This window comes from Sphingobacterium bambusae (assembly GCF_033955345.1).
In the GTDB taxonomy this organism is placed as follows: domain Bacteria; phylum Bacteroidota; class Bacteroidia; order Sphingobacteriales; family Sphingobacteriaceae; genus Sphingobacterium; species Sphingobacterium bambusae.
Genome location: NZ_CP138332.1, coordinates 1,602,474 through 1,625,877, shown reverse-complemented (window position 1 = coordinate 1,625,877; position 23,404 = coordinate 1,602,474). Strand labels below are relative to the sequence as shown.

Genomic DNA, 23,404 nt, shown 5'->3' with positions numbered 1-23,404 from the left:
TTCAAAACATTACTAATATGGCTACAAAAAAAATAAGTCAAATGAGCGATCGTGACGTCGATCTGTTGGTTGCCCATTTTCTGCGCTACGGTGTGCTCTTGGCTAGTGCAATAGCACTAGTGGGAGGAGCGATATACTTGTATCAGCATGGTATGGAATTCATCCCTGACTACAGTGTGTTTCACGGGGAGCACGAAGGCTACACGACCTATAAAGGAATCGCTGAGGGAGCGTTTGCCGGAAGCGCCAAGGAAATTATACAGCTTGGGGTTTTGGCCCTGATCGCCACGCCGGTGCTTCGTGTCTTTTGTTCGCTCATTGCGTTTGCACTAGAAAGAGACCGCATGTACGTCATAATTACCTTCATTGTGTTGTCCATTATGCTAAGCAGTATTTTCGGCGGTTTGGCAGGGTGAGGATTTAAAAAAATCAAGAACCTTTCGTTTTTATTATGGTTAATTAGATAGGATCTTCACAATCCATTCTACATAAGTTCGTCACATAAAAACGAAAAATAGCATGATACAACATTGGATAAGTACGAGCCAACGATGGTTTTCAATTCTTGGTATAAGCTGCTTGATGGTCTCTTGCGGGGCCGGGGGAAGACAAGCTGAGTCCGATCAAACTGATTCTGCAGCGCAGGAAAGAGAATATGGATTGCAGATCGTGCCACAAGAACCGCTGGCGACCCCCGCCAAGAATAAATTTTCGAAGATTACCGGCTGGAAAGATGGGAAGACGCCCATTGCTAAAAGAGGTTTTAGCGTTGTCAAGTTTGCCGATAGCTTGAATAGTCCTAGGCATGTTTATGTAGCGCCAAATGGCGATGTGTATATCGCACAGTCTCGTACGGAACGAAAAAATGAAGATGAAGACAAAGCAAATGCCCGCAACCAGTTTAAAAGTGCTAGTCCCAATAATATCATTCGCCTGCGCGATAGCAATGGCGATGGTGTTGCCGATGAACGCGATACAGTGCTTACGGGCTTGTCGCAGCCCTTCGGAATGTTATTGCTTAAAGATTGGTTTTATGTGGCAAACACTGATGGATTAGTGCGTTTTGCTTATAAGAACGGCGAAATTGCAAAGAAGGGGGAAAAGATAGTAAGTTTGCCAGCTGGAGGGTATAACAACCATTGGACCCGAAATATAGTCCCAAATGCCGACAGCACAAAGATCTACATATCGGTAGGATCTGGCAGTAATGTCGGAGAGAATGGCATGGAACATGAAGTGCGGCGGGCGGCTATTCTGGAAGTGAATTTGGATGGCTCTGGCGAGCGCATCTACGGCTCAGGCATCCGTAATCCTGTAGGTATGGATATCGAGCCGCAAACATCTACGTTATGGACGGCAGTGAATGAGCGCGACCAGTTGGGAGATGAGCTCGTTCCGGACTATATAACGAGCGTGAAAGACGGTGGCTTTTACGGTTGGCCCTATGCCTATTGGGGCCAACACACTGATCCCCGGTGGAAAGGTAAGCTGCCTAGTGGCATATTGGAGAAATCGATAACGCCAGATTTTGCGGTGGGAGCACACACGGCTTCCCTAGGGCTGTCCTTCAACAAAAGTGATGGATTTCCCGAAGGCGCTTATATAGGACAACATGGCTCTTGGAATAGGTCCTCTTTCTCTGGGTATAAAGTTATGTTCGTCCCTTTTTCAAAGGGGCGCCCAGCGGGAAAGGCAGAGGATTTTCTGACCGGTTTTATCAGTGATGCGGAAAAAGGAGAGGTGTATGGTCGTCCCGTATCGATTGCTTTTACCAAGCAGTATATGTTGGTGACCGATGATGCCGCAAACACCGTTTGGGCTGTAAAACGCGACGAATAATTTTTCTTACAAGATCACATATAAAGCGCAAGTTGCGTGGGCCTCGGTTGAAAGCCCACGCAACGTTGTTGATTTATAAAGCGACATGTATGATCTTACACTAATAATAAGCTGGCTGTAATAGAGGGCGACCATGCTCATCTTTTTCAAAAGCCGCCAAAAATGCTACTTGATGTCCTTCTAGATGGAGAAATCGGGAGATAAAATCTTCGTTGCGCTGGGTTGATTCTACACGTAGAATAAAGTCTTCGTCGTCTAGATCAATTGTCGCAAATTTCACTTCTTTAGATACATTATAGAGTTTTGCAATGAGATGGGAACGCTCCAAGATGGTTCGGATGGACGTTTTAAAAATCAATACATACTTCTTCATGGCTACACAATTTTTGTTAAGTTTCTGCATACGCCGAGCTGCGACGTTAGCACACAACAAATATGCACGGATTGTGGGTAATCATTATTAGAAAATCGGCTGAAACGGACAAATATTCCGCCGAACCGACAACTTCACCGGTGAATGCACCGATACGTTCTTTCTACCCCTCCAACCATTGTATAAAAGCTTGGTATTTTTCCTTACTGACCGATATTTTGATCGGATGTTCTACATGTAAATTTAATATAAGCTTTCGAGATAAACTGGTATTCGCAAACGCGATAGCTGTTCTTTTGATGATATGCTGTCTATTCACTCTAAAAAAATCCTCACCAAGCATATGCTCCATTTCCTCCAAGGATTTATTGACTAAATATTCTTTGCCGGCAGCCGTCTTCACAAAAACATTGTCGTACTCTATATAGCACATGGCAATATCCTGTAACTGGATGGGGATGATCTTGTCTCCACTAATTACGATCAGCGATTTCTTACGGGTATCGCCCGCTTGTTGGGGACGTACCGACTGAACCATCTCCAAGGTGTTTTGATTGAAGGTTTGCCTTAACAGCTTGTATTTGGTCAGTGTCTTTGAAATGCTTTCGTCGGAAAACGGTTTCAAAACATAATCTAGCCCGAAGGTTTGGAAGGCTTCCAGCATGTATTGGTTGTATGCCGTACAGAAGACTATAGGTACCTTAGGAGGTATTTGCCTAAAGATATCAAACGATTCACCATCTCCAAGCTGTATGTCACTAAAGATAAGGTCGATAGAAGGAGCCGTTTTTAGGTAGGCAACAGCTTCCTTTACGCTGGAAAGACGTGCGCAAAGCTCCGTTTTAGGTTCAATCCTTTTCAGCGTCAATGCAAGATCTTCTGCCGTGAGATCTTCATCTTCTATGATAATCGTTCTCATGTATGGATAATTTTAACATGTACTTCGAAACAGAGCCCTTGATCACGGATGATAACACTATCCCTGAGATAGTAACTAAAGCGTTCTTTCAGGTTGTTTAGACCATAGTTATTGTTATCCTCGGTTGCGATTTTTCGTGCGCATACATTGTTACGCACAATAATCCAACCATCCTCTTGGGTGATGTCAATATGCAAAGGACTTTCAATAGTATAGTGGTTGTGTTTCAGTGCATTGTCCACCAGCGGTTGTAAGGAGAAGATTGGCAGATGGGCTTTAAATGTTTCTTCCGATACGCAAATTTTATATTGGATGGCTTCTTTGAACCGAATCTTTTGCATCGATAGGTAGTCTTCACAGAGTTTCAATTCCTGCTTTACGGTCGCTAGCCCATCGTCAGAAGTCATAAAACTACCGCGTAGATAATCGGAGAGCTGTAGGAGGTAAGACTCTGCCATCATACTGTCCTTCTTGATCAGCGACTTCAAGCTGGAAAGCGCATTAAAAAGAAAATGTGGCTGCACCTGTTGGCGAAGCATTTGGTTGACAGCCCGCTCCTTTAGCTTGTCAAGTTTTGATCGCTCGAGCTCCAGCTGATTTTTAAAATAATCGTTCATCAGGAAATACAGCCATAGCAGCACGATAAAATCTAGGATGGCAGCACGAAAGCCGCACAATAAAAAGAAGTTGATTGGTGATCCCTGTATGATACGACATTCTTCATGTGTCAACATACCCAACTTCGCGGAGAAGGTCAACATCATTAGACAGATGCCGAAGGTTAGAAAATAACCAAAAACCTTGACTTTGATTGGCGATTTTATAGGATCCTTGACATCGAAATGTACATGCAAAATAAGATTGCAAATAATGACACCGAAAAGGCCAGCGAAGGCAATTCCGGTGTTGAGCCAGAAACGGCCTTGATCTTTGTACAATGAATCGATCACTAGAATGGAAACGATACATAGCGAAAAGATGGCACTTCTTTTTACCCAGTATTTCAACGGATAGCGATCTCTATTTTGAAGGAACCCCATGTTCTACATTTTTGCTTGGAGGCAAAGATAAGGGATTCTTTTGGAATACCTGTCGAAGGCTGATTGCTGGCGTCAGCTCCTTACGTGCGGCAGATAGTTGATCAGTCGGATTTACGTTTCTTAAAAGCAACCTTCCGCTTCTTCTCTGTTCCAATGAGATAGCCGTAGGGTTTCAGCAAGTCGACCCGATCGCAGATTATTTTGCATATCCCGATCACGGGAATCGCGAGCACCATGCCTGAAATTCCCCATATAGCTTCGGCGACCACCAGTCCGATGATGGTGAAAAGTGGATTTATATTGACCTCATTGCCGACAATGAGCGGTTCCAAGATATAGGTCTGAGCAAATTGCACGACCGCATAAATACCGATGACCAAAAGGATCATTTCCGTTTTTCCTCCCTGTGCAATAACGCCCAAAATGGTAACACCTGTACCGGTGAGGTTGCCCACGAATGGAATCAGCTCAAGCAATCCACAAAGTATTGCAAAGAACAACGCATTCTCTACGCCGATGCTGCTGAAACCAATGCCGTATAGTACCCAAAGTACAACAATCATCTTCGCTAGTCCACTGACATATTTTGCGGCAACCTTGGTCGAAGACGATATAATGTCCTGCGTTTCCATCCTACTGCTATCCTTGGTAAGTTTTAAGATGAAATTTTTGATGCGCGCGCGATAAAATAGGAGTAGATAGGTGTAGACTATGACAAGCACAGTATCTACTGCAATACTTAGAAACCCTGATGCGAAGGTCGTGGTAAGTCCCACTGTCTGCTGGCCAGCTTTCATTTCTTCTTGGGCGATGGCTTTTTGTTGTGCCCTGTCGAGTCCAAAGCTAGATTCTACCCACTGCTGTATGCCAGACAATACATTCATGACATTATCTTTGATGGCATCTAGGTTGTCCGAAAAGCTCTGCAATTGCCAACTGAACAAGAAAAACAAACCCGTGGCCGCCAACAGTAAAATGGCAACAGCAAAAAGCGCTGTCGCCCATCTGGGTATGCTCTTTTTCTCCAGATTGTTACTTGGCGATACAAACAACATCGCGAGAATACTCGAAATGGCGAGGGGAGCGAGAACACTGCGTGCAAAATATAGTAGCACACCAACGAAAATGACGATGGCTAACGTTTGATAAATGTTTGTTCGGCGTGTGTGCATTTTTCGAGTGATTAAAAAAAGCGTTTTTAGCATAAGAAGACTGCCTCCTAGAAGAAGCTAGTTTTCAGCAAATGTCCATAGGTTACGCTTTATTTTCTGGAAAACATTGTCCTTCAATATATACATGTCAGGTCCTTCCGTCCATTTTTCTGTCCCCTGATTGTATTGAAGTAGTTTGTAGTCCACCCGCAAGGTATCTCCATATTCGGTGATATTCAAATAATCATAGTCAGAAAAAGTTGAAGCTCCACTTGGGCGGAGATAGCAATCTTGCGCAACCACGGTTTTTGCCACTTTATCATCGGGGAAATAGTCTTGGATTAATTTCTTATGTGCATCAGAGCCCTGCTTTCCCAGTCCTAGGGCCGTAGTGAGCTTGCAGGTCTCTCCATCACAGCCACTGCCACCCATCGCCGCATAAAAAGCGGCCAGCGCTTTGATAGGCGCCTTGAGCTGAGAGGCTACTCCATCGTTGATATTTCCAGGAATCGAATCTGTATCGTGAATAAGTTCATAGTGGACGGAGTCCTGAAGCTTGGCCTCGTGGGTACTATCGTCTGCACGGGCATCCGCTGCCTGTTTGTTTGGTTGCTGCTGATTGTTACAAGCGCCCAATAAGTTAATCGAGCCCCATAAAAGCATAAGAAGAGATAGATTTTTCATACGCAAGTATAACGGTTCAGAAAGTTAAAGGTTTGTTCAATTTTCATTCGATTGTAAAACAGTAGGTTAAGCTTTGTCTTTTTAGGATGACATTTTTTTGACGATAAAAGTCTACTAAATTAATGGAATAAATGTACATTTGCCGCTCAGATCATTTACATCCATTGTGAAACTATGTGTATTGTCCTTTTTCGTCGAATGTGTTTAGGAGATAATTAAATCAAAATTAGTCTCCGATAATTTATTGAATAACTCGTAAAAGAATTTTTCAACCCTAAGTCTTTGTAATGAAAACAAAAAACTATCTAAGTATAGCGGGGATCGCTATTGCCCTAGGTACCGGGCAGCTATATGCGCAATCCACCTTAAAAGGTCGCGTTGTCGACCAAAATAATCAACCTATAGCAGGTGCTACAGTTACGGATAATCAGACGAAAATTCAAGCTCTAACCGGTGGCGACGGTAGCTTCTCCCTGCTCGTAAAAGCAGATACGCCTTCCATCACGGTTAAGTTTATCGGGTTTGAATCCCAAACGATCAATCAACTTGGAGATGGCCCGCTTACTATTCAACTCGCACCTGTAGCAGATGAAATAGCAGAAGTCGTGGTTACCGCGCTGGGTATTTCACGTGAAAAGAAAGCCTTAGGCTACGCTGTACAGGAAGTTAAAGGTGTCGAGCTGCAAACTCGTCCTACCAATGCTTTAAGTGCCCTTTCTGGGAAGGTGGCGGGGATGCAAGTAACAACTTCCGGGGGCAATATGGGGGGATCGTCCCGTGTTACGCTTCGTGGTATAAACTCCATTTCAGGGAACAACCAACCGCTGTATATTGTTGATGGCACGCCGCTCGACGACCGGGATCTTAATTCATCGGCTACAATTAACGGAAGTGCCGGAAAAGATGTTGGAAATCTGATACAGGATATCAACCCGGACGATATCGAAAATATCTCGGTATTGAAAGGCCCTGTTTCCGCTGCTTTATATGGCTCTAGAGCCGCCAATGGTGTGATAATGATCACGACCAAGAAAGCAAAGGTGGGCGAGCAAACTTCAATCTCACTAAATACGGGGTTGGATTTCGAGCAAATCGTTCGTTTGCCAAAAAGACAGAAGCTCTATGGACAGGGATATTCGACGGAATTTCAAACGGTTAATATCAGTGGTGCAGACTATAAGATTGTAGACTACGCGTCAGATGAAAGTTGGGGGCCACGCCTTGATGGTACCAACGTCTTACAATGGTACAGCCTAAACCCCGAGGACGCGTCAACCTATTTGCAGACTACACCTTGGCTGTATCCCAAGCATGATGTTAACTATTTTTTTAGGACAGGGCTAGCCAATACCAATAATCTAGCTATCGCTGGGAGTGGAGAAAATACCACCTACCGTTTGTCTTATACAAATAAAAACGTGCGGGGTACTACACCCAATTCGACCTTAGGACGTAATAGCTTGAATTTCTCGGGAAGCACACAATTGGGTAAGCTGCGCGTGAGTTCGGTGCTAAATTATGTTAGGAACGAATCTTTAGGCAAGCCTTGGGCAGGAGCCTCCAATAGGAATATTATGTTGGAAGCTTTTCAGTGGGGCGCGGTTCAGGTAGATTATAAGTTATTGGAGAACTACAAACGGGCAGATGGTACGCCGTTGGCTTGGAACCGTACAGGCTGGCAAAATACCCCTGCGGCGGAGGCCACACGCTTCATCGATAACCCTTACTGGTCGGCCTATGAAAGCTACATGGAGGAACAACGGGACCGCGTGTACGGAAATGTAGGTTTGGATTATCAAGCGACAAACTGGTTAAATCTGCAGGCAAAGGTACACGGCGATGTCTATAGCTTTAGATCAGAGGATCGCATAGCCATGTATTCAAGAAGTACCTCGCAGTATGAGGAAGCTGGAAATAACCTGAACGAATACAACTATGAGTTTATTGCAACAGCGAAGAAACAGTGGAATGACTTTTCGCTAAATGCACTGGCAGGAGGAAATGTACGGGATATGCAGCGAAAGGTTGATTATGCGGTTACCCAAGGCGGTTTGATTATACCCAACTACTACAATTTGAAAAATGCCTCATCGGTGTTGATCGAAAACTACACCTACAAACGGCGCATAGCTTCGCTTTTCGGTAGCGCTTCACTGGGCTATAGAGATATGTTGTTCTTGGACGCGACGGTTCGGAACGATTGGTCGTCTACGCTACCGAGTAATAACTACTCGTATTTTTATCCTTCGGTATCGGGAAGCTTTGTCTTTAGTCAACTCGACGCGCTACGGAAGTTAGATTGGTTGTCTTTTGCCAAAGTGCGGGCCGGCGTATCTTGGGTAGGTAATGATACCGATCCCTACATGTTGTTGAAGGTGTATAACGCAGAACAAGCTTTTGCTGGTGTGCCTTCTTACAGCTTGCCAGCCGTGTTGAACAACGTTAACCTTAAACCGGAGATTACGAATTCATGGGAGGCAGGCCTGAATATGCAGTTTTTTAGGAATCGTCTAGGCTTTGATGTGACTTACTATAATAATACCACCCGTGATCAAATCTTGCCTGTTCCGGTATCGTCTGCCTTTGGCTATGAGTCTAAGGTGCTTAACGCTGGTCGTGTAGAAAACAAGGGTTTGGAAATTGTTTTAAACGCAACACCAGTCCGCAACGAAAATTTTCAATGGAATACCAACATAAACTGGGCGCGCAATGTGAACAAGGTCGTGAAACTGGATGATCTCGTGAATACCTTGACCTTGAGCAACACTTTAGTGAATCTGGTGGCCCGTGAAGGCGAGTCGTATGGACAGTTTTTGGGCTATGATTTTGTTTACGCGAATGATGGGCAACGAGTGGTTCAGGCAGATGGAACTTATATGCGTACTTCGCAACTCGTTCCGCTAGGCTCTGTTTTACCTAAATTTATTTTTGGTTTCCAGAACAGTTTCAGCTACAAGAATTTTAACCTCGGGTTTTTGATCGATGGCCGCGTGGGAGGGAAGTTCTTCTCTCAAACCTATAAGGTGGGGATGTATGCGGGGATATTAGACAAAACGGCTGCCAATGACGTTCGTGAAACTGGAGTAGTGCTTGATGGGGTGAAGGCCGATGTTACTTTTAACCCCGATGGTACCTACGATGTGAGCAATGCGGTGGAAAATGATACCCGTATCACGGCACAGCAATGGGCTAGAAACGAATATAACGGCCCGACAACATTTTCTATTTTCGACGCGACATTTGTGAAATTAAGGGAAGTAACCTTTGGTTACACTATCCCGTTGAAGGATAACAAATTAGTTAAGAATCTAGGCGTATCGGTTTATGGGAGGAATCTATGGAATATCTATACCGAAAGTAAATATATAGATCCGGAATTCACATCAAGTGGAGGAAATGTGCAAGGTATAGAGGGAGGAAATATTCCTGTTCCTGTTACCTATGGGTTCAATGTAAACGTTAAATTCTAAGACAACATGAAAGTTTTTAAAACGATCTATACACTAGGTATTATTGGCTTTGCAGTACTAGGACTGGGGAGCTGCTCAAAAGATATTTTTACGGAAATTAATACCGATCCTAACCGGCCATCGGCCGTTTCAACACCGTATATTTTGGTGAGTGCCGAAAAACAGTTGATGAATACATTGCGCAACGAAGAGCTTAATCTGCGCGGTGCACAGCTCTATGCGCAGTATTTCAGCCAGAATATCTATACCGATCAGTCGCGCTATGTCATTACCAACAGCTATGCCGACAACTATTGGACAGGTTTGTATAAAGCGCTGAACAATCTCAACGAAATTATCAAACTGAATACGGACGAGTCTACTCGCGCCATCGCGGCAGCGGGTACGGCTGGTACAAATGTCAACCAGATAGCTGTTGCGCGTATATTGAAGGCTTATGCTTTCCAAGGTTTAACGGATGTATTTGGTGATATTCCCTATCAATCGTATGGCAATACGGATCCCGATTTTCAAGCTCTACAGCAGGACCCCGATAACTTGACGCCCGGTTATGCCACGCAGGAGAAAATCTACAAAGATCTACTGAATGAGCTGCAACAATCGGCCGATACGTTGTTGAAGTATGCTTCGGCAACGACGTTTGGGACTGCGGATATTATCTACAAGGGAAATAATGCAAATTGGGCTAAGTTTGCGAATTCCCTACGGTTACGGGTGGCCAATAGAATTGCAAAGAAGGATGTTTCCTTGGCTAGGTTACATATCGAAGATGCTATCGCGAAAGGTGTTTTTACCTCCAATGCTGATAATGCCGCATTCAAGTACACGACGACCTCGCCCAATGAGGCGCCTCTTTATCGTGCAACGGTGATTGCCAACAGAAAGGATTTTGCGGTGTCCCATGTTTTGGTGGAGGCCTTGCAGGGCAAACGTGGCCCGTTTACAGCGACAGATCCTAGGTTGCCCAAATATGCGAAGCCCAATGTTAAGGGCGCCTATGTTGGCCAGCCCTATGGCTTGCCGCTCGCTGCCGGTAATCTTTTTCCCACAGATTCGATATCGTTGCCTGGCGATGTGATCAATGCGGCGGACTATGCCGAAGTGCTTCAAGAATTTGCTGAGGTGCAATTTATTATTGCGGAGTACAATAATTGGGATCAGCAGGCTTATGAAAAAGGGGTACGTGCTTCTTTGGAGAAATGGGGCGTAAGTGCGGTGGATGTGACGAACTATTTAGCTACGCTTCCCGCAGCAAACCAAGAACGTGTACTGACTCAAAAATACTTGGCCTTGTACAATCAAGGCGTAGAAGCTTGGTCGGAAATACGGAGAACAGGCTTTCCATCATTTTTAGTGAAAAAGGATGATGTGATTTGGTCGGGTACACGTACTGGTGCCGCCCAAAGCTATCGTTTTATACCAGAAGTAGGTACATCCATTCCAACACGATTTATATATCCTTTAAAGGAACAGAGCACGAATCGGGATAACTACCAGCGTGCATTGACGAATCAAGGAGACGATTTGACTAGCACTAAAATATGGTGGAATAAAGATTGATAATTACGCTAGCGCAGCAATCAAATAAAAGCGGGACAACACAAAAGGTTGTCCCGCTTTTATTTGATTAGTGTTCACAAATTTCCTTTAGCTTGCGAAGTGCTCTGGGCCAAGCTTCATCGAAGTATGCCGCATACTCTTCGTTGGTATCCAGCTCTACCGTCAAGCTGGTATGTCCTTCGCTCTCCAAGAACGTGTAGTTTTCGAAGGCTCCAGCCCATGCTTCGACTTTCGGCCCATCGGTGATTTCGTTATCGCCATCAACGATGCCATAGTGCCTAATCGATATAAATGAATTGGGGATATGCTCAACAATTTCTGCAATCATGCCTTGACGTTTTCCATGCTCCGAAGGTCCGAGAAAATAAATCTTGTCGCCTTTGTTCCAACCGCCCTCAAAATCGGAACTCGGATCAAATTCCGCAGTCCACTGTCTGTAGGTATCTCGGGTCAGCATCGTTTCAAAGACATGCGCTGCCGGCCTTTGTATGTTGATATGATAGGTTGATGTCTTCATAGCTATTGTTTTGGAAAGTTGGGATTGGCTTTTATTTCTTCAATCTGCTTGATGTGTCGCGCCATGTGAGCGGCAATAAAAAGTAGGTTTTGATAACCATTTACCGTACCGGTAGGATATTCACTAATATGGTTTCGTAGATCTTCTTCATCCGCTTGCTTAATATACGCTAAGACTGGCGCTCGTGCAGTTTTAAATTCAGATAGAGCGGTTTTGCTATCTGTATACTTTCCCAAGGGCTGCAATTCTTGTGGTGCTTGAAATTTTTGTGTGCGGTCGCCCATCATCTGTTTGAGGTTTTCATTGGTAACCTTAACTTCTTTACGGCGCTGCGGTTGTGCCTCTTTTTGGAGCTCTTTTTTAGCCATCTCGAAAAGCATGGTTTCCGAAAGTACGATATGTTCCAAACACTGACTAACCGACCATTTATCGGCAGCAGGCTTGAAAGCCAATTGTGCTGCGCTAAGCCCCGATACCTGTTTTTCTAAATCGTTTGTCGTCTGTTCAAAGTATTGCAGCAGCGAGTCGATTCCAGATAAAGAATCTATAGCGTAATGCAGGTTTTTTGCGACCTTCTCGTAGCAAAATACTGTTTTGGACGCTGTTGCCATCAAGAGCGTCATCAGACTTATCATAAGTGGACGAATAATATACGTTTTCATTGACCTTGGTTTATAATGTAAAAACTGAACACGGACTGTTTCTAGCGAAACGCAAGAAAAGCCTTGTTTATCTATGACAAGTATAAGGCTATTTTGTTTTTTTGTACTTTGCATAAGACAAGAATTTAAAGGAGCTCCGCAGAATCTGATGTGCTGCGCAACGTATAATGATCTGCTAGTTTTTTTACTTATTTACTTTATAAAGAATAGTACATGCAAAAAAATAATCTGTTGTTTTCGTCTTTGAGATTACCGCTGCATCATATATCCATAAAAATGTTATATTTTAGCTGTTTATAAACCCTTGCAAGCAAAGATCGGATCTATGGATGGACAACGTATATTACTAGTAGAGGATGAAAGAAATGTTGCCGAGGTCATCATACAGGGGCTGGAGGAAGATGGTTATCAGGTGATTCATGCTACCAAATATGAGGATGCGCTGCACAAGTTGCAAAACAATGCCATCAGCCTTGTTATCTTAGATGTGTTGCTCCCGGAAATGAATGGTTTGGACATCTGTAAGAACTTTCGTCTGTTGGGTTATACGGATCTACCCATACTGATGGTTACTGCACTCGGCAGTCCAGAAAATGTAGTGCTAGGGCTCGATAGCGGTGCTGATGACTACCTGTCCAAACCGTTTAAGCTTATCGAGCTTAAAGCACGCGTACGAACCCTCATACGACGTAAACAAGAAATTACTAAACAGGTGCAGTCGGTAGAAAAACGCCTATTCACCTACAAATTCCTAGAGATAGATGATTATAAGAAGATCGCTTACGCAGATGGTCAGGAGTTAAATCTCACGTCGACCGAATACAGGCTTTTACTCCTGTTTATACAGGCGCCTCAGAAGGTTTTTGAACGAAGTGAGCTCTTGGATAAGGTTTGGGGGATTAACTTTGATATCGGTTCAAATGTAGTCGATGTTTATGTGAACTATTTGCGGAAGAAGATCGAGAAAGCTACACCTGTAAAAGCAATACATACCGTCATCGGGATGGGCTACGTGTTAAAAATTGAAAGCTGATGCGTAACTACAATAAGATTCTTTATGCATTAATTACCATTCTAGTGATTTACACCGCATCCTTTGTGGTGTTCATCATGTATTCCATCACGAATTTTGCATTTTCCGATTTTTACAAACGATTGGAACTGCGACGTAACTTGGCGGCAGAAAAGATGTTCAACGGAGAACGTGTCGCAACGGAATGGTCTTTGACCTATGTGGAAGAACTCAACAAGCAACATGAATTTATTGTTGAATTTGATGAGCACAACCACATCGTGCACAGCAGCGGATTTAATAAAGAATTATGGCAGCAAATTGATAAAACAGGGACGAGTAATTTCAAGATCGGCAATACATTTTATTCGACGAAGTTGTATTTGCAAAAAGGAAGACGCTACATACTCGGTGTTTCTGCAGAGAATTATTTTTACACCCATCACTTAAATTATTTAAGAAATCTGCTAATTATTGCGCTTTTGCTGGGCGTACTATTTGTTATCGTCGTGTCGCTGTTGGTAAAGCGCTCTTTCATTAAGCCGATCAGCGAGCTCATCGGTGAGGTGGAAAAGATCGGATCAGAGAACCTATACTTACGCTTGACCGTTAATAGGGATAGTGGCGTATTAAGTAAGCTAGCTAGTACATTCAATCAAATGCTGACCCGAATTGAAACATCCTTTGAGACACAAAAAAATTTCGTGAGTAATGCTTCACATGAACTGAACACACCGCTCACATCAATCATTGGAATAGCGGATTTGGCTTTATCCAAAGAACGCAAAGTCGAGGAGTACAAACAATCTATTCAAAAAATTGCTGATGCAGCCGAAAATTTGGAAAAGAAAACAAGTGCACTGCTGTTACTTGCACGAACAGGATTTGAAAACAATAACCTAACCTTCAAACCGGTGCGCATCGATCAGATCGTGATGGATGCAGAAATGACCGTTAAGGCCATCAACGAACATTTTCATATTAAGACAGATTTTAGTATGCTTCCCGATGATAGCATGAAGCTGAAGGTCAATGGATCGGCTCCGCTTCTACAACTCGCCATCTCAAACATTGTTTCCAATGCTTGTAAATATTCAACCAATCGGACGGCATATGTAGCCTTGGGAGCTTTCGATAAAGGTGTATTACTGCTCATTCGTGATGAGGGTATTGGCATCCCTGAAGAAGAACTGTCATACATTTATGACCCTTATTTTCGCGCTTCAAATACCACTAATTTTTCTGGATATGGAATCGGTCTCCCACTAGCAAGAAATATTGTGAAGATGCACAATGGGCAGCTCACAGTGTCTTCCGCCCTAGGAAAAGGAACTACCGTACGGATAGAATTGCCAACCATTGATCGAAAACTGTTGTAATCCGACAGAAAGTACGGTTTTCCATAATATCCTTATTACGGATCTTAGGCGACGGTTTCCTGTTTTTTTAATCCTATTTTAATTTTATCGGTGTTTTTAATCCTGTTTTAATCTGTTTCGCTGAAGTTTAATTGAAAACTAATGTGGGCTTCATGCCATTGCTATGCCTGCCTCGTAACTTTGAAAAAAAGGTAAAGTATGGCAAATATAGCACGTGTTCTCGTACCGACAGATTTTAGCGTGGACTCTCTTCGCATTGTTTTGAACTTCATGGAGAAAAATGCCGATCAGAAAGTCGAGTTGGTGCTTGCTTGCGGATACGATGTGGGCGATTCCATTACGAGTTTATTAGGAATTACAAAAGAGGATCATCTTTCGAGGCTCGAAAGTGAAGACTTTATCAAGGGATGTGAAATGATCAAATCGCGTTTCAAGAGCAACTTAGTTGAAATGTATTCGGACTTGATTATTTCAAGAAATGGACGTTACCTGCGTAACTATTTTAAGGGAGGGCGCGTCACACATATTGTGCTTCCGGAGGGCTATCTTTTTGCTTCAAAGGAATCTAGCGTGTTCGATCTAACAGAGGTACTGCGTAAAAATGTGGAAAGCATCTCGGCCATCATCGTTCCTGTGAAATTGGAAGATCAGCTGTTGGAAGGGATAGATTCCATGGATAGCATTTTTTTTAGAAGAGATTGGAGGGTAAGTTATGAGTAGGGATATATTGGTTAAGATAAACTATATTTTCATCGCGCTGCTATTGATAGGCAGTAGTTTGGTCGTGATGTATCACGAGAACCCGGAACGCCTAATTCAAGGAGAGTGGGTAGAGAAAGAGTGGCGATTAGAAAAGGACAATGCCTCGGGAGAATTGGCATCAAATTCGCAGTTACAAGAAGGCTTGCGTAAGGAGATTCTACAGGATTTTCAGGAATTGCACTTGGGCGTGTGGAAATTTGAAGAAAACCGTTCACTGCTATCCGCAGACCCAAATCAAAGCAGTGACATTGAGTGGCTTATTAAGGGGCGTGGACACGTTCTGGAGCTTCGCAAAAATGGAAAGCAAATGGAAAGTTTTCAAATTCAACAAATAAGCGATGATAGACTGGTGTTACACCTTAATTTTGATTTGCAAGTAAAGGGTATAATAGAAATCGTTTTGGAAAGAAAAGATCCCTCAGATCAATATGCTAAGAAAATATAGTAATCATCGTACACAGAGTGATAATGTAAAATTGGGGGCGTTGACGGCATTTTCTGCCGGGATGGTCAACGTGGCCTCGGTAACTGTTTTTTTTGCCTTTACATCTAACATAACAGGTTACTATGCGGTTTTTGCGCAAGAATTAAGTAAAGGCAATTGGTATCAAGGCGCAGTTGTGCTGTTGTGGATATTATTGTTTTTTATGGGCAGTTTCTTGTCCAACTTTGTTATTGTACAAGGTAGAGGACGCTGGAGCCAATACATATCCCATGCAATTCCCGTTATATTGGAATTTCTGAGTATTCTATTCGTAGGTTTGTATCTTGACTTCTTTTACAGTAACTCGCTGCAGGAAACCGAATTTCTGGTTGCCGCACTGCTCTTCGCTATGGGGCTTCAAAATGGTTTAACTGCGAGCATTTCCAATTCAGTTGTGAAAACAACGCACCTTACCGGCCTGACGACAGATTTGGCCATCTTGGTCTCGATGTTTAGTAAGCGGCAGAATCGGCAAAACAAAGCTTTGGTTGATAAATTTCACCTGCTTCTCACCATTATGACAGCCTACGTCATTGGTGGTATCTTCGGTGGTATTGGATATCTATATTTGGAAAACGGAACATTCTACCTAACCTGCGTCATCCTTTTGGTCATTGCGCTATACGACTTCTATAAGTTGACACGGGTGAAACATCTTTTTGATCGCAGGCATAAGGAAAACTGTACCGCATAAAAAATTCCCGACCTTCGGGCAGTCGGGAATTTGAAATTTTCTACATGATATGTTTATGTTGCGCGGTTAATCGTTCACGGTCAGCTCGCCGCGAATGTCGCGCTCAATCCAATAGGCTACGGACTCCTGATCTTCAAAATGACCTTGAAGGTACATTAACTTTGTAACAGCCGCTTCGAAAGTCATATCGTAACCGTTTAGTATACCGATAGCCTTAAGTCCTTGTGATGTTTCATATCGCCCAAGTTCCACTGACCCTACCTTGCATTGCGAAATATCGAGAATATTCTTGCCCTTCTTGACCGCTGCTGCTAGCATATCCAAAAACCAGTCGTCGGTCATGGTATTACCCGATCCAAATGTTTCCATTACGATACTGCGGACGTCGGCATCCAGAATTGACTGAATAAATTTGGGACTGATGCCTGGGAACAACTTTAACATGCCCACATGGTCGTCTAATTTGGTGTGCATGATGAATTGCTTGTCGTTATTGTTGAGCAAGGCTTCCCTGTTGTAGTTGATGTGTATCCCTGCTTCCGCTAAAACGGGATAGTTGGGTGAACGAAATGCTTCGAACTTTGCCGAATTATATTTGAACGATCGGTTTCCGCGGAAGAGCTTGTTGTCGAAGAGGATACATACTTCTTGGATGATCGACTTCCCGTTTTCCTTTGCCGAGGCAATTTCCAGTGCGGTCATCATATTTTCGCGCGCGTCCGTTCGAATTTCGCCGATTGGCAATTGCGATCCGGAAAGGATGACCGGCTTCTGCAATCCCTCGAGCATGAAGCTCAAAATAGAGGCAGAGAACGACATCGTATCCGATCCATGTAGGATAACAAAGCCATCATAATGCTCGTAGTTGTCTTTGATGATTTGCGCCATTTCTACCCAAATGGAAGGCCTCATATTCGAGGAATCAATAATTGGTGTAAAGGAATGGACGGTCAACTTGTAGTTTAGACGCGCTAGATCGGGTAGATTGCGAGCAATGAGCTCGAAATCAAATGGAACGAATGTACCGGTATCTGGATCTTTTACCATCCCTATTGTTCCGCCGGTGTAAATGATAAATATGTTCTGCATGGTTAAGCGCTTAAATTCCAAATATTTTTCTTGAATTTGCGGTGCTGATATCGGCGATATGACGAATATCCGTTTCTTTGATATCTGCTACTTTTTGGGCGATGTAATGTAAGTAACTGCTTTCATTTTCTTTCCCCCGAAAAGGGACAGGAGCAAGGTAGGGGGCATCGGTTTCTAATACGATATGGACCATATCAATCTCCTTTACTACCGCATCCAACCCCGATTTTTTAAATGTCACAACGCCACCAATACCGAGGGAAAAACCAAGGTCGATAGCCTTTTTAGCCTGCTCTAAGTCTCCCGTGAAACAATGTAGGATACCGAACAGTTTGTCATCTTTAAGCTCGTCAAGTAGTTCAAACAATTCGTCAAAAGCTTCACGGCAATGTATGTCTATAGGTAGTCCCAACGATTTCGCCCATTCGACTTGAATGCGGAAGGCTTCTTTTTGCCAAGAAAGTGTGGTTTTGTCCCAGTAAAGATCAAGACCAATTTCTCCGATAGCATACACCTTATAAGCAGATAGCGCCTCTTCGATGATACGAAGCTCCTCTCGGAAGTTTTCTTTAACAGAACATGGATGTAAACCCAACATTGGGAAACAGTTGGCTGGATAAGCTTCTACGGTGGCAAAAACCGGCGCTATAGAATCGCTGTCTACGTTTGGAAGAAACAAGCGATCTATTCCTTGTTCGAAACAACGGGATAGCTGCTCATCCAATTTTGCATCGGCTAGATGGTAGTAGATATGGGTATGCGTATCAGTCAGTGTATAGGGTTTAGTGGACATATGATCGTTGATAATGGGGCTAAATTTAGTCTTTTCGTAGTATAAGACCTAATCGAGCATAAAAAAACGCAAGACTTTTAATAATCTTGCGTTTCCATTATCAATTTGATAAAATTCTTATTTCTTTGTTGCGACAGAGTCTACGATAGGACCAGGAGCAGGCGCTTCTGTTTTCGGTCCAGGAATCACATCGACTACTTCGATTTCGAAAACAAGAGGTGCATATGGAGGGATGGTACCGCCACCGCGCTCGCCGTAACCTAAGCTAGAAGGAACCAATAATGTTGCTTTGCTGCCTTTGCTTAACAATTGGAAACCTTCTGTCCATCCTTGGATAACAGGATCGTGTCCAACACGGAAACGAAGTGGCTCATAAGGACGCATTGGATTAAATTTGTTCTCTTTCTTCGCTGTTTCAGCATTGTTGGTATCGAAGATGCTTCCGTTCACCAATCTGCCGGTGTAATTAACAACAGCAGTATCACCTACGACAACTTTATTTCCTTTACCTTCTTCAGCAATGACATATTGAAGGCCTGAAGCTGTTTTCTTAGGCTCCAATTTTTTGTCGGCAATGTAACCGGCCAATTTGCTCTCTTCGGATTTCTTTAAGCCTTCGATCTCGCCTTTGAAGTAGCTGTCGATCTGTGCGTATAATGCAGAGTCAGTAAGATTTCCTTTTTTGAAGTGCTTTCTAACTTTTACAGTGAACGTAACATACTTGTCTGCAAATTCAGGCTTTGGCTGTCCTGTTTTTGCAGCCATGGTGTCTAGGTTTAAACGGAAAACCGCGCTATCACCTTCTCCTAAAAACTTGAACATGGAGTTGTAGTCACCAGCGTATAAGCCCGGGATAGAATCTGGAGCAATGTTGACGATTTGTGGCAAACCGATATCATATGTACTTTGCAATAACGAATCTTTACGGTCTGACTTTACAATCATATCCACCGATAGCAAGTCGCCAGCTTTTGCTTTTTCTGCGCCGGCATCTTTTACGATGTTATATTCAAGACCACCATCACCTTTTTTGAAGTTCTGGCAAGCTGCAGTCGCTAAAACGGCGACAGCTGCCGAAAGGAATAAAATTGATTTCTTCATTTTTCTGATCTAATCACTAAATTTATTTTGTTAATATTTCTTTATATGCTGGTAAAATAGACTTGAATTTATTGACAACCTGGCTCAGTTCGTCACTCGAACTACCACCAGAAGCATTTAAATGCCCGCCCCCATTAAAGTACTTTTTACAAATCTCATTACATGGAATATCTCCAATTGATCGCAAAGATAATTTAATTAATTCGGTTCTGTCAATAAATAAAGCAGCTAAACGAATTCCTTTTACCGAAAGGGCATAATTCACTAAGCCTTCTGTGTCTCCAGTAGTTACATCAAACTTCTGCAGATCTTCTTTGCTGACCGAAAATACAGCAGTATTATATTCCGGAATAACTTCTAGGCAGTTGAGCAAACAGTATCCCAAAAACTTCAGTCGATTCTCGGTGGAGCTGTTGTAAACTTGCTCGTGTATCTCCCAATTTTTCGCTCCTGCGTCGATCAATGACGCGATAATTTGGTGTACCGCCGCCGTAGTCGAACGAAAACGGAAAGAACCCGTATCAGTCATGATTCCTGCATAGAGGCAGGTCGCGATTTCTGGGCTCATGCCTTCTCGGTCTCCGTTTACTGAACAGATGAACGTATAGATAAGCTGTGCAGTTGCCGCCGCATTGGAGTCCCAATAACTTAAGCTCGCAAAGTCTTCCGGATCTAGGTGATGATCGATCATCCATTTTTGACCCGACGCAGCGCGGATAAGAGGCTCTAGAATGTTGGTTCGACTTATAGCACTGTAGTCTAGGCAAAAAATGATGTCCGCATTTGCCAATAAGTGTTCGGATTGTTCTTTCGCCGTGGGATAAATAATTACCTCTTCGCGACCGGGCATCCAATCCAAAAATGTAGGAAAGTCGGATGATAATACTATCTCCACGTGGTGTCCTTTAGCTTTGAGCCAATGGTACAAACCCAGAGATGAGCCTAAAGCGTCGCCATCAGGCTTATGATGGGTGGTGATAACGATATTCTTAGGTTCGGAAAGTAAATGTAAATGTATTTGTCCTGTCAGCATAAATAATCTAAGATTGCAAACCTACTACAATTTTGTTGGTTCAAGAAATTTTTTAACAAGAAGTGTTTCTATGGAAACGCTCTCCGTGTCAGTTGTATTACCTGCCATATTCACGTATTTTTAATCATGCTTAAAGGCATACAGTTTTCGGTCCCTGCGCACACACAATAAATAGGTAGCACTATTATAGTCTATTTTGCCGTAATAAAAGAGCGGCATAGATTCTATTGGGAAGCCGTTTACCACAGTGCCTTTGTCGTCGAAAATATAAATCAGCCCATTTTCGCGCGAAGCGATGCCTAGAAGGCTTCCGTTGGCGAAAAACTGTGGTCTGTCTTCTGCCGCTTGCGTGAAGGTAAAGTCATATAGTGGAGAGCCGTCTGGAAGCTGAAGTGTGGAAAGTTTCTTGCCATCTAGGACAATCAATCTGTTTGCTGGCGTAGCGCCCATGTGGTCAAAAGCCAAGATCGATTTACCATGCCAATTTCCTACTGTTCGTTTTGTTGCAGGCTGCTTAAAATCTATCGTCACGAAATTGTTGGCGGTGTCTATCGCTATGAGCGTGCTGCCGGCATCTTCCTGCGCAATAAAAGCAAGCGGATTTCGGAAATGACCACCATTAATGACTTCTTGCTTAATCAGTTTTCCATTCGCATCATATTGGTAGAAATGACCATTTTCGGTGCCTATAAAAACTTGACTATTGCGTGCTTTAACATCAAAAAGAATGTTGCCAGCCAATTTCTCGTTACTCCAATTTTCCATACGCTTGCCTTCCAGATCGTACACCAAAAGCTCGTTACCGGCGGGGATAAAAATAAGCTGTTGTCCGTTAAGTTCAGCAACGGTAGGCGTATAGCTTGGTTCCGCACTCAAACCCAACGAAAAGCCCGGCAAGCCGTTGCCGCTACTGTCGAACCGGTACAGGCGGTTGCGATCCGTGACAAGTACAATCGATCGATCTGCCAATTGTTGAGCTTCGCCGACCACGCGTCCATGAAACACAGCCGACCAAAGTTGCTTTCCGGAAGGATGTATGCCATGAACCGTATGATCTTGCTCCTGTATAAGGATGAATTGACTAGTGTCGGAATGTTCAAACACCCAAGGTGCCGTAATAGGGCGGTTCTCGAACGTGTAGCTCCATTCTGGTGTAGCTCCTAAGGCAGTTTTACTTTTATAGATGGCGTAAATGTTGGATAGAAAATCTCCGTTGTTTCCCGATATTTGGAGCGACCAAGAGTAGAAGTCTTGAAACCCGAAGTCGTCGCTGTCGCGGAAGTTCTCGCGAAAAGCGGGTTTCAGCAAATTGCCGATTAAGGCGGAAGAGGTGCGTGTGCGTTGAAAATAGGTCACATTGGCCTCGTTACCTTGTATCTTTTCGAAGTTCTTGAATCCTAGTGTGTTGATCAAAAGGTTCTCCCTGCGCATATCCCGTTTGAAGTCTTGCAACAGGCTTTGGCTATTTGCGACCACAATGCTGTTTTCGTGCTTCATAAAATATGGACGAGTAAATGATTTTAAGGGGTCGCCGAATAGGGCATACAGCACATTGGATTGATCGAAACGGAATATGGAATCTCCTGTTTCCGTAGAAATACGATCAATGTTTTGACTCAGTTGCGATGAATCATGAAGGGCTACAAAGGCTAGTGAGGTCTGATTGCTTTGTTCGACCACCGCAAATTCATTTCCGAATATTTGTCGTATCTCCTTGTTTAAGGATAGGTTGCTGTTGCGTTCCAGTTGCTGAAGCTGATCGGACAATTTTTCCGATTCGCCCCGTTCCTTGAACATTTTTTGTAGATCATCTTGGAAGAGCGCGGGATCGCTAATGGCAAAAGCCATGTAGGTGGCCGTATTTTCTGGAAAGTAATTGAAAAGACTTTGCGTGGTTTTGCTTTGCCTACCGAAGACCTCTAGGTAATTTTTTCTGTCGCGCATGGTTTCACTCTCACCACTCAAGATCAGTGCATCATTCTTGAAGTTAAGATTCCAGGCAGATTGCCCTCCAATGGATGTGAAAAGGCCAATGTTGTTACCGGGACGGTTACGCATCAGATGTTGCGAAATTTTAGCGACTTCATCGTGTAGGAAGTAAACGCTTAACGGCGAATTTCTGCTGTTGTTCTCCGCAAAGTAATCGATTGCATGTTTGTCTAGCTTAGGCTGGTTGTTATCAAGCACCCGGTTTATTAGGCTGTCCGAGTAACTCGCAAAGAATATCTGTTTATGATAGGCAATATGGAAAATACTATCCTTATTACCACTGTGAAGGTGGAAAATACGAGCACCCAAGGTGTCGCGGTGCGTAACGTTGAATTCTTTACCCACCTCTGCCATGACAGCCGCAAGACTCTCTACTTCGATGGGCTCACTTGTTGGAATGCTGAAAAGCGAAACGATCTTCTCGCCCTCCGGATGAAACGAAAGGTACAGATCCGAACCGTTGACGTAGGGCTGTAAGGATGCGTTACGTAGCAGCTTAGCCTTCCACAATTGCCATTGCTTCATATCCTGTTTGCCGATTAACGCCTCAAATAGCTCGAAATCCTTGAAGATATTATCGGTCGTCGCATCATTGTGAAATGTGCTAACGAGATACGTCTCTTTGGGCAAAAACGTCAGTGGACGCAGACCTTCTTTCTCGCTACCGTTTAAGTCTGCGAAGTAATATATGGAAGCGCCGATGACAGCGACGAACAGTAAAATTGAAAGTATAATGGTATTTCTCATTGCGCACAAACCTGTAACAGATTCAAAAATAAAAAAATAAAAAGCAAAGCCGATAAAAAATGGGGGAATATCTATGCCTCGAAATTAGTGACGGCTCGCGAAAGCT

General features: G+C 43.4%; 21 protein-coding genes. 9 read left to right on the top strand and 12 right to left on the bottom strand.

The window, feature by feature from the left end; translation table 11 throughout:
* Positions 1 to 17 precede the first annotated feature (17 nt).
* Positions 18 to 416, top strand: coding sequence for a DUF1634 domain-containing protein (locus SCB77_RS06990; RefSeq protein ID WP_320185717.1), 399 nt, complete (start codon positions 18 to 20; stop codon positions 414 to 416).
* Between the two features lie 103 nt (positions 417 to 519).
* The gene (locus tag SCB77_RS06985) at positions 520 to 1,839 is read left to right on the top strand and encodes a PQQ-dependent sugar dehydrogenase (protein WP_320185716.1); all 1,320 of its coding nucleotides are present in this window, start codon (positions 520 to 522) and stop codon (positions 1,837 to 1,839) included.
* A 100-nt stretch (positions 1,840 to 1,939) separates the two neighbouring features.
* Here the strand turns inward: SCB77_RS06985 and SCB77_RS06980 are convergent, their stop codons facing one another.
* The 5 genes from SCB77_RS06980 to SCB77_RS06960 form a co-directional block, all read right to left on the bottom strand.
* Positions 1,940 to 2,212, bottom strand: a complete 273-nt coding sequence (locus SCB77_RS06980) for a hypothetical protein (protein WP_320185715.1) — start codon at positions 2,210 to 2,212, stop codon at positions 1,940 to 1,942.
* Between the two features lie 163 nt (positions 2,213 to 2,375).
* Complete coding sequence (locus SCB77_RS06975) at positions 2,376 to 3,131, bottom strand: LytR/AlgR family response regulator transcription factor (protein ID WP_320185714.1); 756 nt, start codon at positions 3,129 to 3,131, stop codon at positions 2,376 to 2,378.
* The gene (locus SCB77_RS06970) at positions 3,128 to 4,171 is read right to left on the bottom strand and encodes a sensor histidine kinase (protein WP_320185713.1); all 1,044 of its coding nucleotides are present in this window, start codon (positions 4,169 to 4,171) and stop codon (positions 3,128 to 3,130) included. The genes SCB77_RS06975 and SCB77_RS06970 overlap by 4 nt, the downstream gene beginning before the upstream one ends.
* Before the next feature lie 101 nt (positions 4,172 to 4,272).
* On the bottom strand, positions 4,273 to 5,343 hold the full coding sequence (locus SCB77_RS06965; RefSeq protein ID WP_320185712.1) for an AI-2E family transporter: 1,071 nt from the start codon (positions 5,341 to 5,343) through the stop codon (positions 4,273 to 4,275).
* Between the two features lie 57 nt (positions 5,344 to 5,400).
* Positions 5,401 to 6,006, bottom strand: coding sequence for a hypothetical protein (locus tag SCB77_RS06960; RefSeq protein WP_320185711.1), 606 nt, complete (start codon positions 6,004 to 6,006; stop codon positions 5,401 to 5,403).
* A 287-nt stretch (positions 6,007 to 6,293) separates the two neighbouring features.
* On the opposite strand from SCB77_RS06960, the gene SCB77_RS06955 reads away from it, so the two are divergent.
* Both SCB77_RS06955 and SCB77_RS06950 read left to right on the top strand, forming a co-directional pair.
* Entirely contained in the window at positions 6,294 to 9,476 is a 3,183-nt protein-coding gene (locus tag SCB77_RS06955; protein WP_320185710.1) for a SusC/RagA family TonB-linked outer membrane protein, read from the top strand.
* 6 nt (positions 9,477 to 9,482) lie between these two features.
* Positions 9,483 to 11,036 carry a SusD/RagB family nutrient-binding outer membrane lipoprotein gene (locus tag SCB77_RS06950; RefSeq protein WP_320185709.1) on the top strand — a complete coding sequence of 518 codons (1,554 nt, stop codon included), beginning with the start codon at positions 9,483 to 9,485 and terminating at the stop codon, positions 11,034 to 11,036.
* 67 nt (positions 11,037 to 11,103) lie between these two features.
* On the opposite strand, the gene SCB77_RS06945 is transcribed toward SCB77_RS06950, so the two are convergent.
* Positions 11,104 to 11,553, bottom strand: a complete 450-nt coding sequence (locus SCB77_RS06945; protein WP_320185708.1) for an SRPBCC domain-containing protein — start codon at positions 11,551 to 11,553, stop codon at positions 11,104 to 11,106.
* Positions 11,554 to 11,555: 2 nt separating this feature from the next.
* Positions 11,556 to 12,215 (bottom strand): DinB family protein, encoded by a 660-nt coding sequence (locus tag SCB77_RS06940; protein ID WP_320185707.1) that lies wholly within the window; start codon positions 12,213 to 12,215, stop codon positions 11,556 to 11,558.
* A gap of 304 nt (positions 12,216 to 12,519) precedes the next feature.
* On the opposite strand from SCB77_RS06940, the gene SCB77_RS06935 reads away from it, so the two are divergent.
* The 5 genes from SCB77_RS06935 (at position 12,520) to SCB77_RS06915 (ending at position 16,546) form a co-directional block, all read left to right on the top strand.
* On the top strand, positions 12,520 to 13,248 hold the full coding sequence (locus SCB77_RS06935; RefSeq protein ID WP_320185706.1) for a response regulator transcription factor: 729 nt from the start codon (positions 12,520 to 12,522) through the stop codon (positions 13,246 to 13,248).
* Positions 13,248 to 14,606: a sensor histidine kinase gene (locus SCB77_RS06930; RefSeq protein WP_320185705.1), complete on the top strand. Its 1,359-nt coding sequence runs from the start codon at positions 13,248 to 13,250 to the stop codon at positions 14,604 to 14,606. The genes SCB77_RS06935 and SCB77_RS06930 overlap by 1 nt, the downstream gene beginning before the upstream one ends.
* Positions 14,607 to 14,804: 198 nt before the next feature.
* Positions 14,805 to 15,326: a hypothetical protein gene (locus tag SCB77_RS06925; RefSeq protein ID WP_320185704.1), complete on the top strand. Its 522-nt coding sequence runs from the start codon at positions 14,805 to 14,807 to the stop codon at positions 15,324 to 15,326.
* Positions 15,319 to 15,813 carry a hypothetical protein gene (locus SCB77_RS06920; RefSeq protein ID WP_320185703.1) on the top strand — a complete coding sequence of 165 codons (495 nt, stop codon included), beginning with the start codon at positions 15,319 to 15,321 and terminating at the stop codon, positions 15,811 to 15,813. The genes SCB77_RS06925 and SCB77_RS06920 overlap by 8 nt, the downstream gene beginning before the upstream one ends.
* Entirely contained in the window at positions 15,797 to 16,546 is a 750-nt protein-coding gene (locus tag SCB77_RS06915; protein ID WP_320185702.1) for a YoaK family protein, read from the top strand. The genes SCB77_RS06920 and SCB77_RS06915 overlap by 17 nt, the downstream gene beginning before the upstream one ends.
* 66 nt (positions 16,547 to 16,612) lie before the next feature.
* Here SCB77_RS06915 and SCB77_RS06910 read toward each other — a convergent pair whose 3' ends face one another.
* From SCB77_RS06910 to SCB77_RS06890, 5 genes are all read right to left on the bottom strand, one after another.
* A complete protein-coding gene (locus SCB77_RS06910) occupies positions 16,613 to 17,635 on the bottom strand; it encodes an asparaginase (protein WP_320185701.1) in 1,023 nt (340 codons plus the stop codon).
* A gap of 10 nt (positions 17,636 to 17,645) precedes the next feature.
* Complete coding sequence (locus SCB77_RS06905; RefSeq protein ID WP_320185700.1) at positions 17,646 to 18,428, bottom strand: TatD family hydrolase; 783 nt, start codon at positions 18,426 to 18,428, stop codon at positions 17,646 to 17,648.
* Positions 18,429 to 18,545: 117 nt separating this feature from the next.
* Entirely contained in the window at positions 18,546 to 19,529 is a 984-nt protein-coding gene (locus tag SCB77_RS06900; RefSeq protein WP_320185699.1) for an FKBP-type peptidyl-prolyl cis-trans isomerase, read from the bottom strand.
* Between the two features lie 22 nt (positions 19,530 to 19,551).
* Positions 19,552 to 20,562 (bottom strand): DHH family phosphoesterase, encoded by a 1,011-nt coding sequence (locus SCB77_RS06895; protein ID WP_320185698.1) that lies wholly within the window; start codon positions 20,560 to 20,562, stop codon positions 19,552 to 19,554.
* A 120-nt stretch (positions 20,563 to 20,682) separates the two neighbouring features.
* A complete protein-coding gene (locus SCB77_RS06890; RefSeq protein WP_320185697.1) occupies positions 20,683 to 23,298 on the bottom strand; it encodes a PQQ-binding-like beta-propeller repeat protein in 2,616 nt (871 codons plus the stop codon).
* Between the last annotated feature and the right edge of the window lie 106 nt (positions 23,299 to 23,404).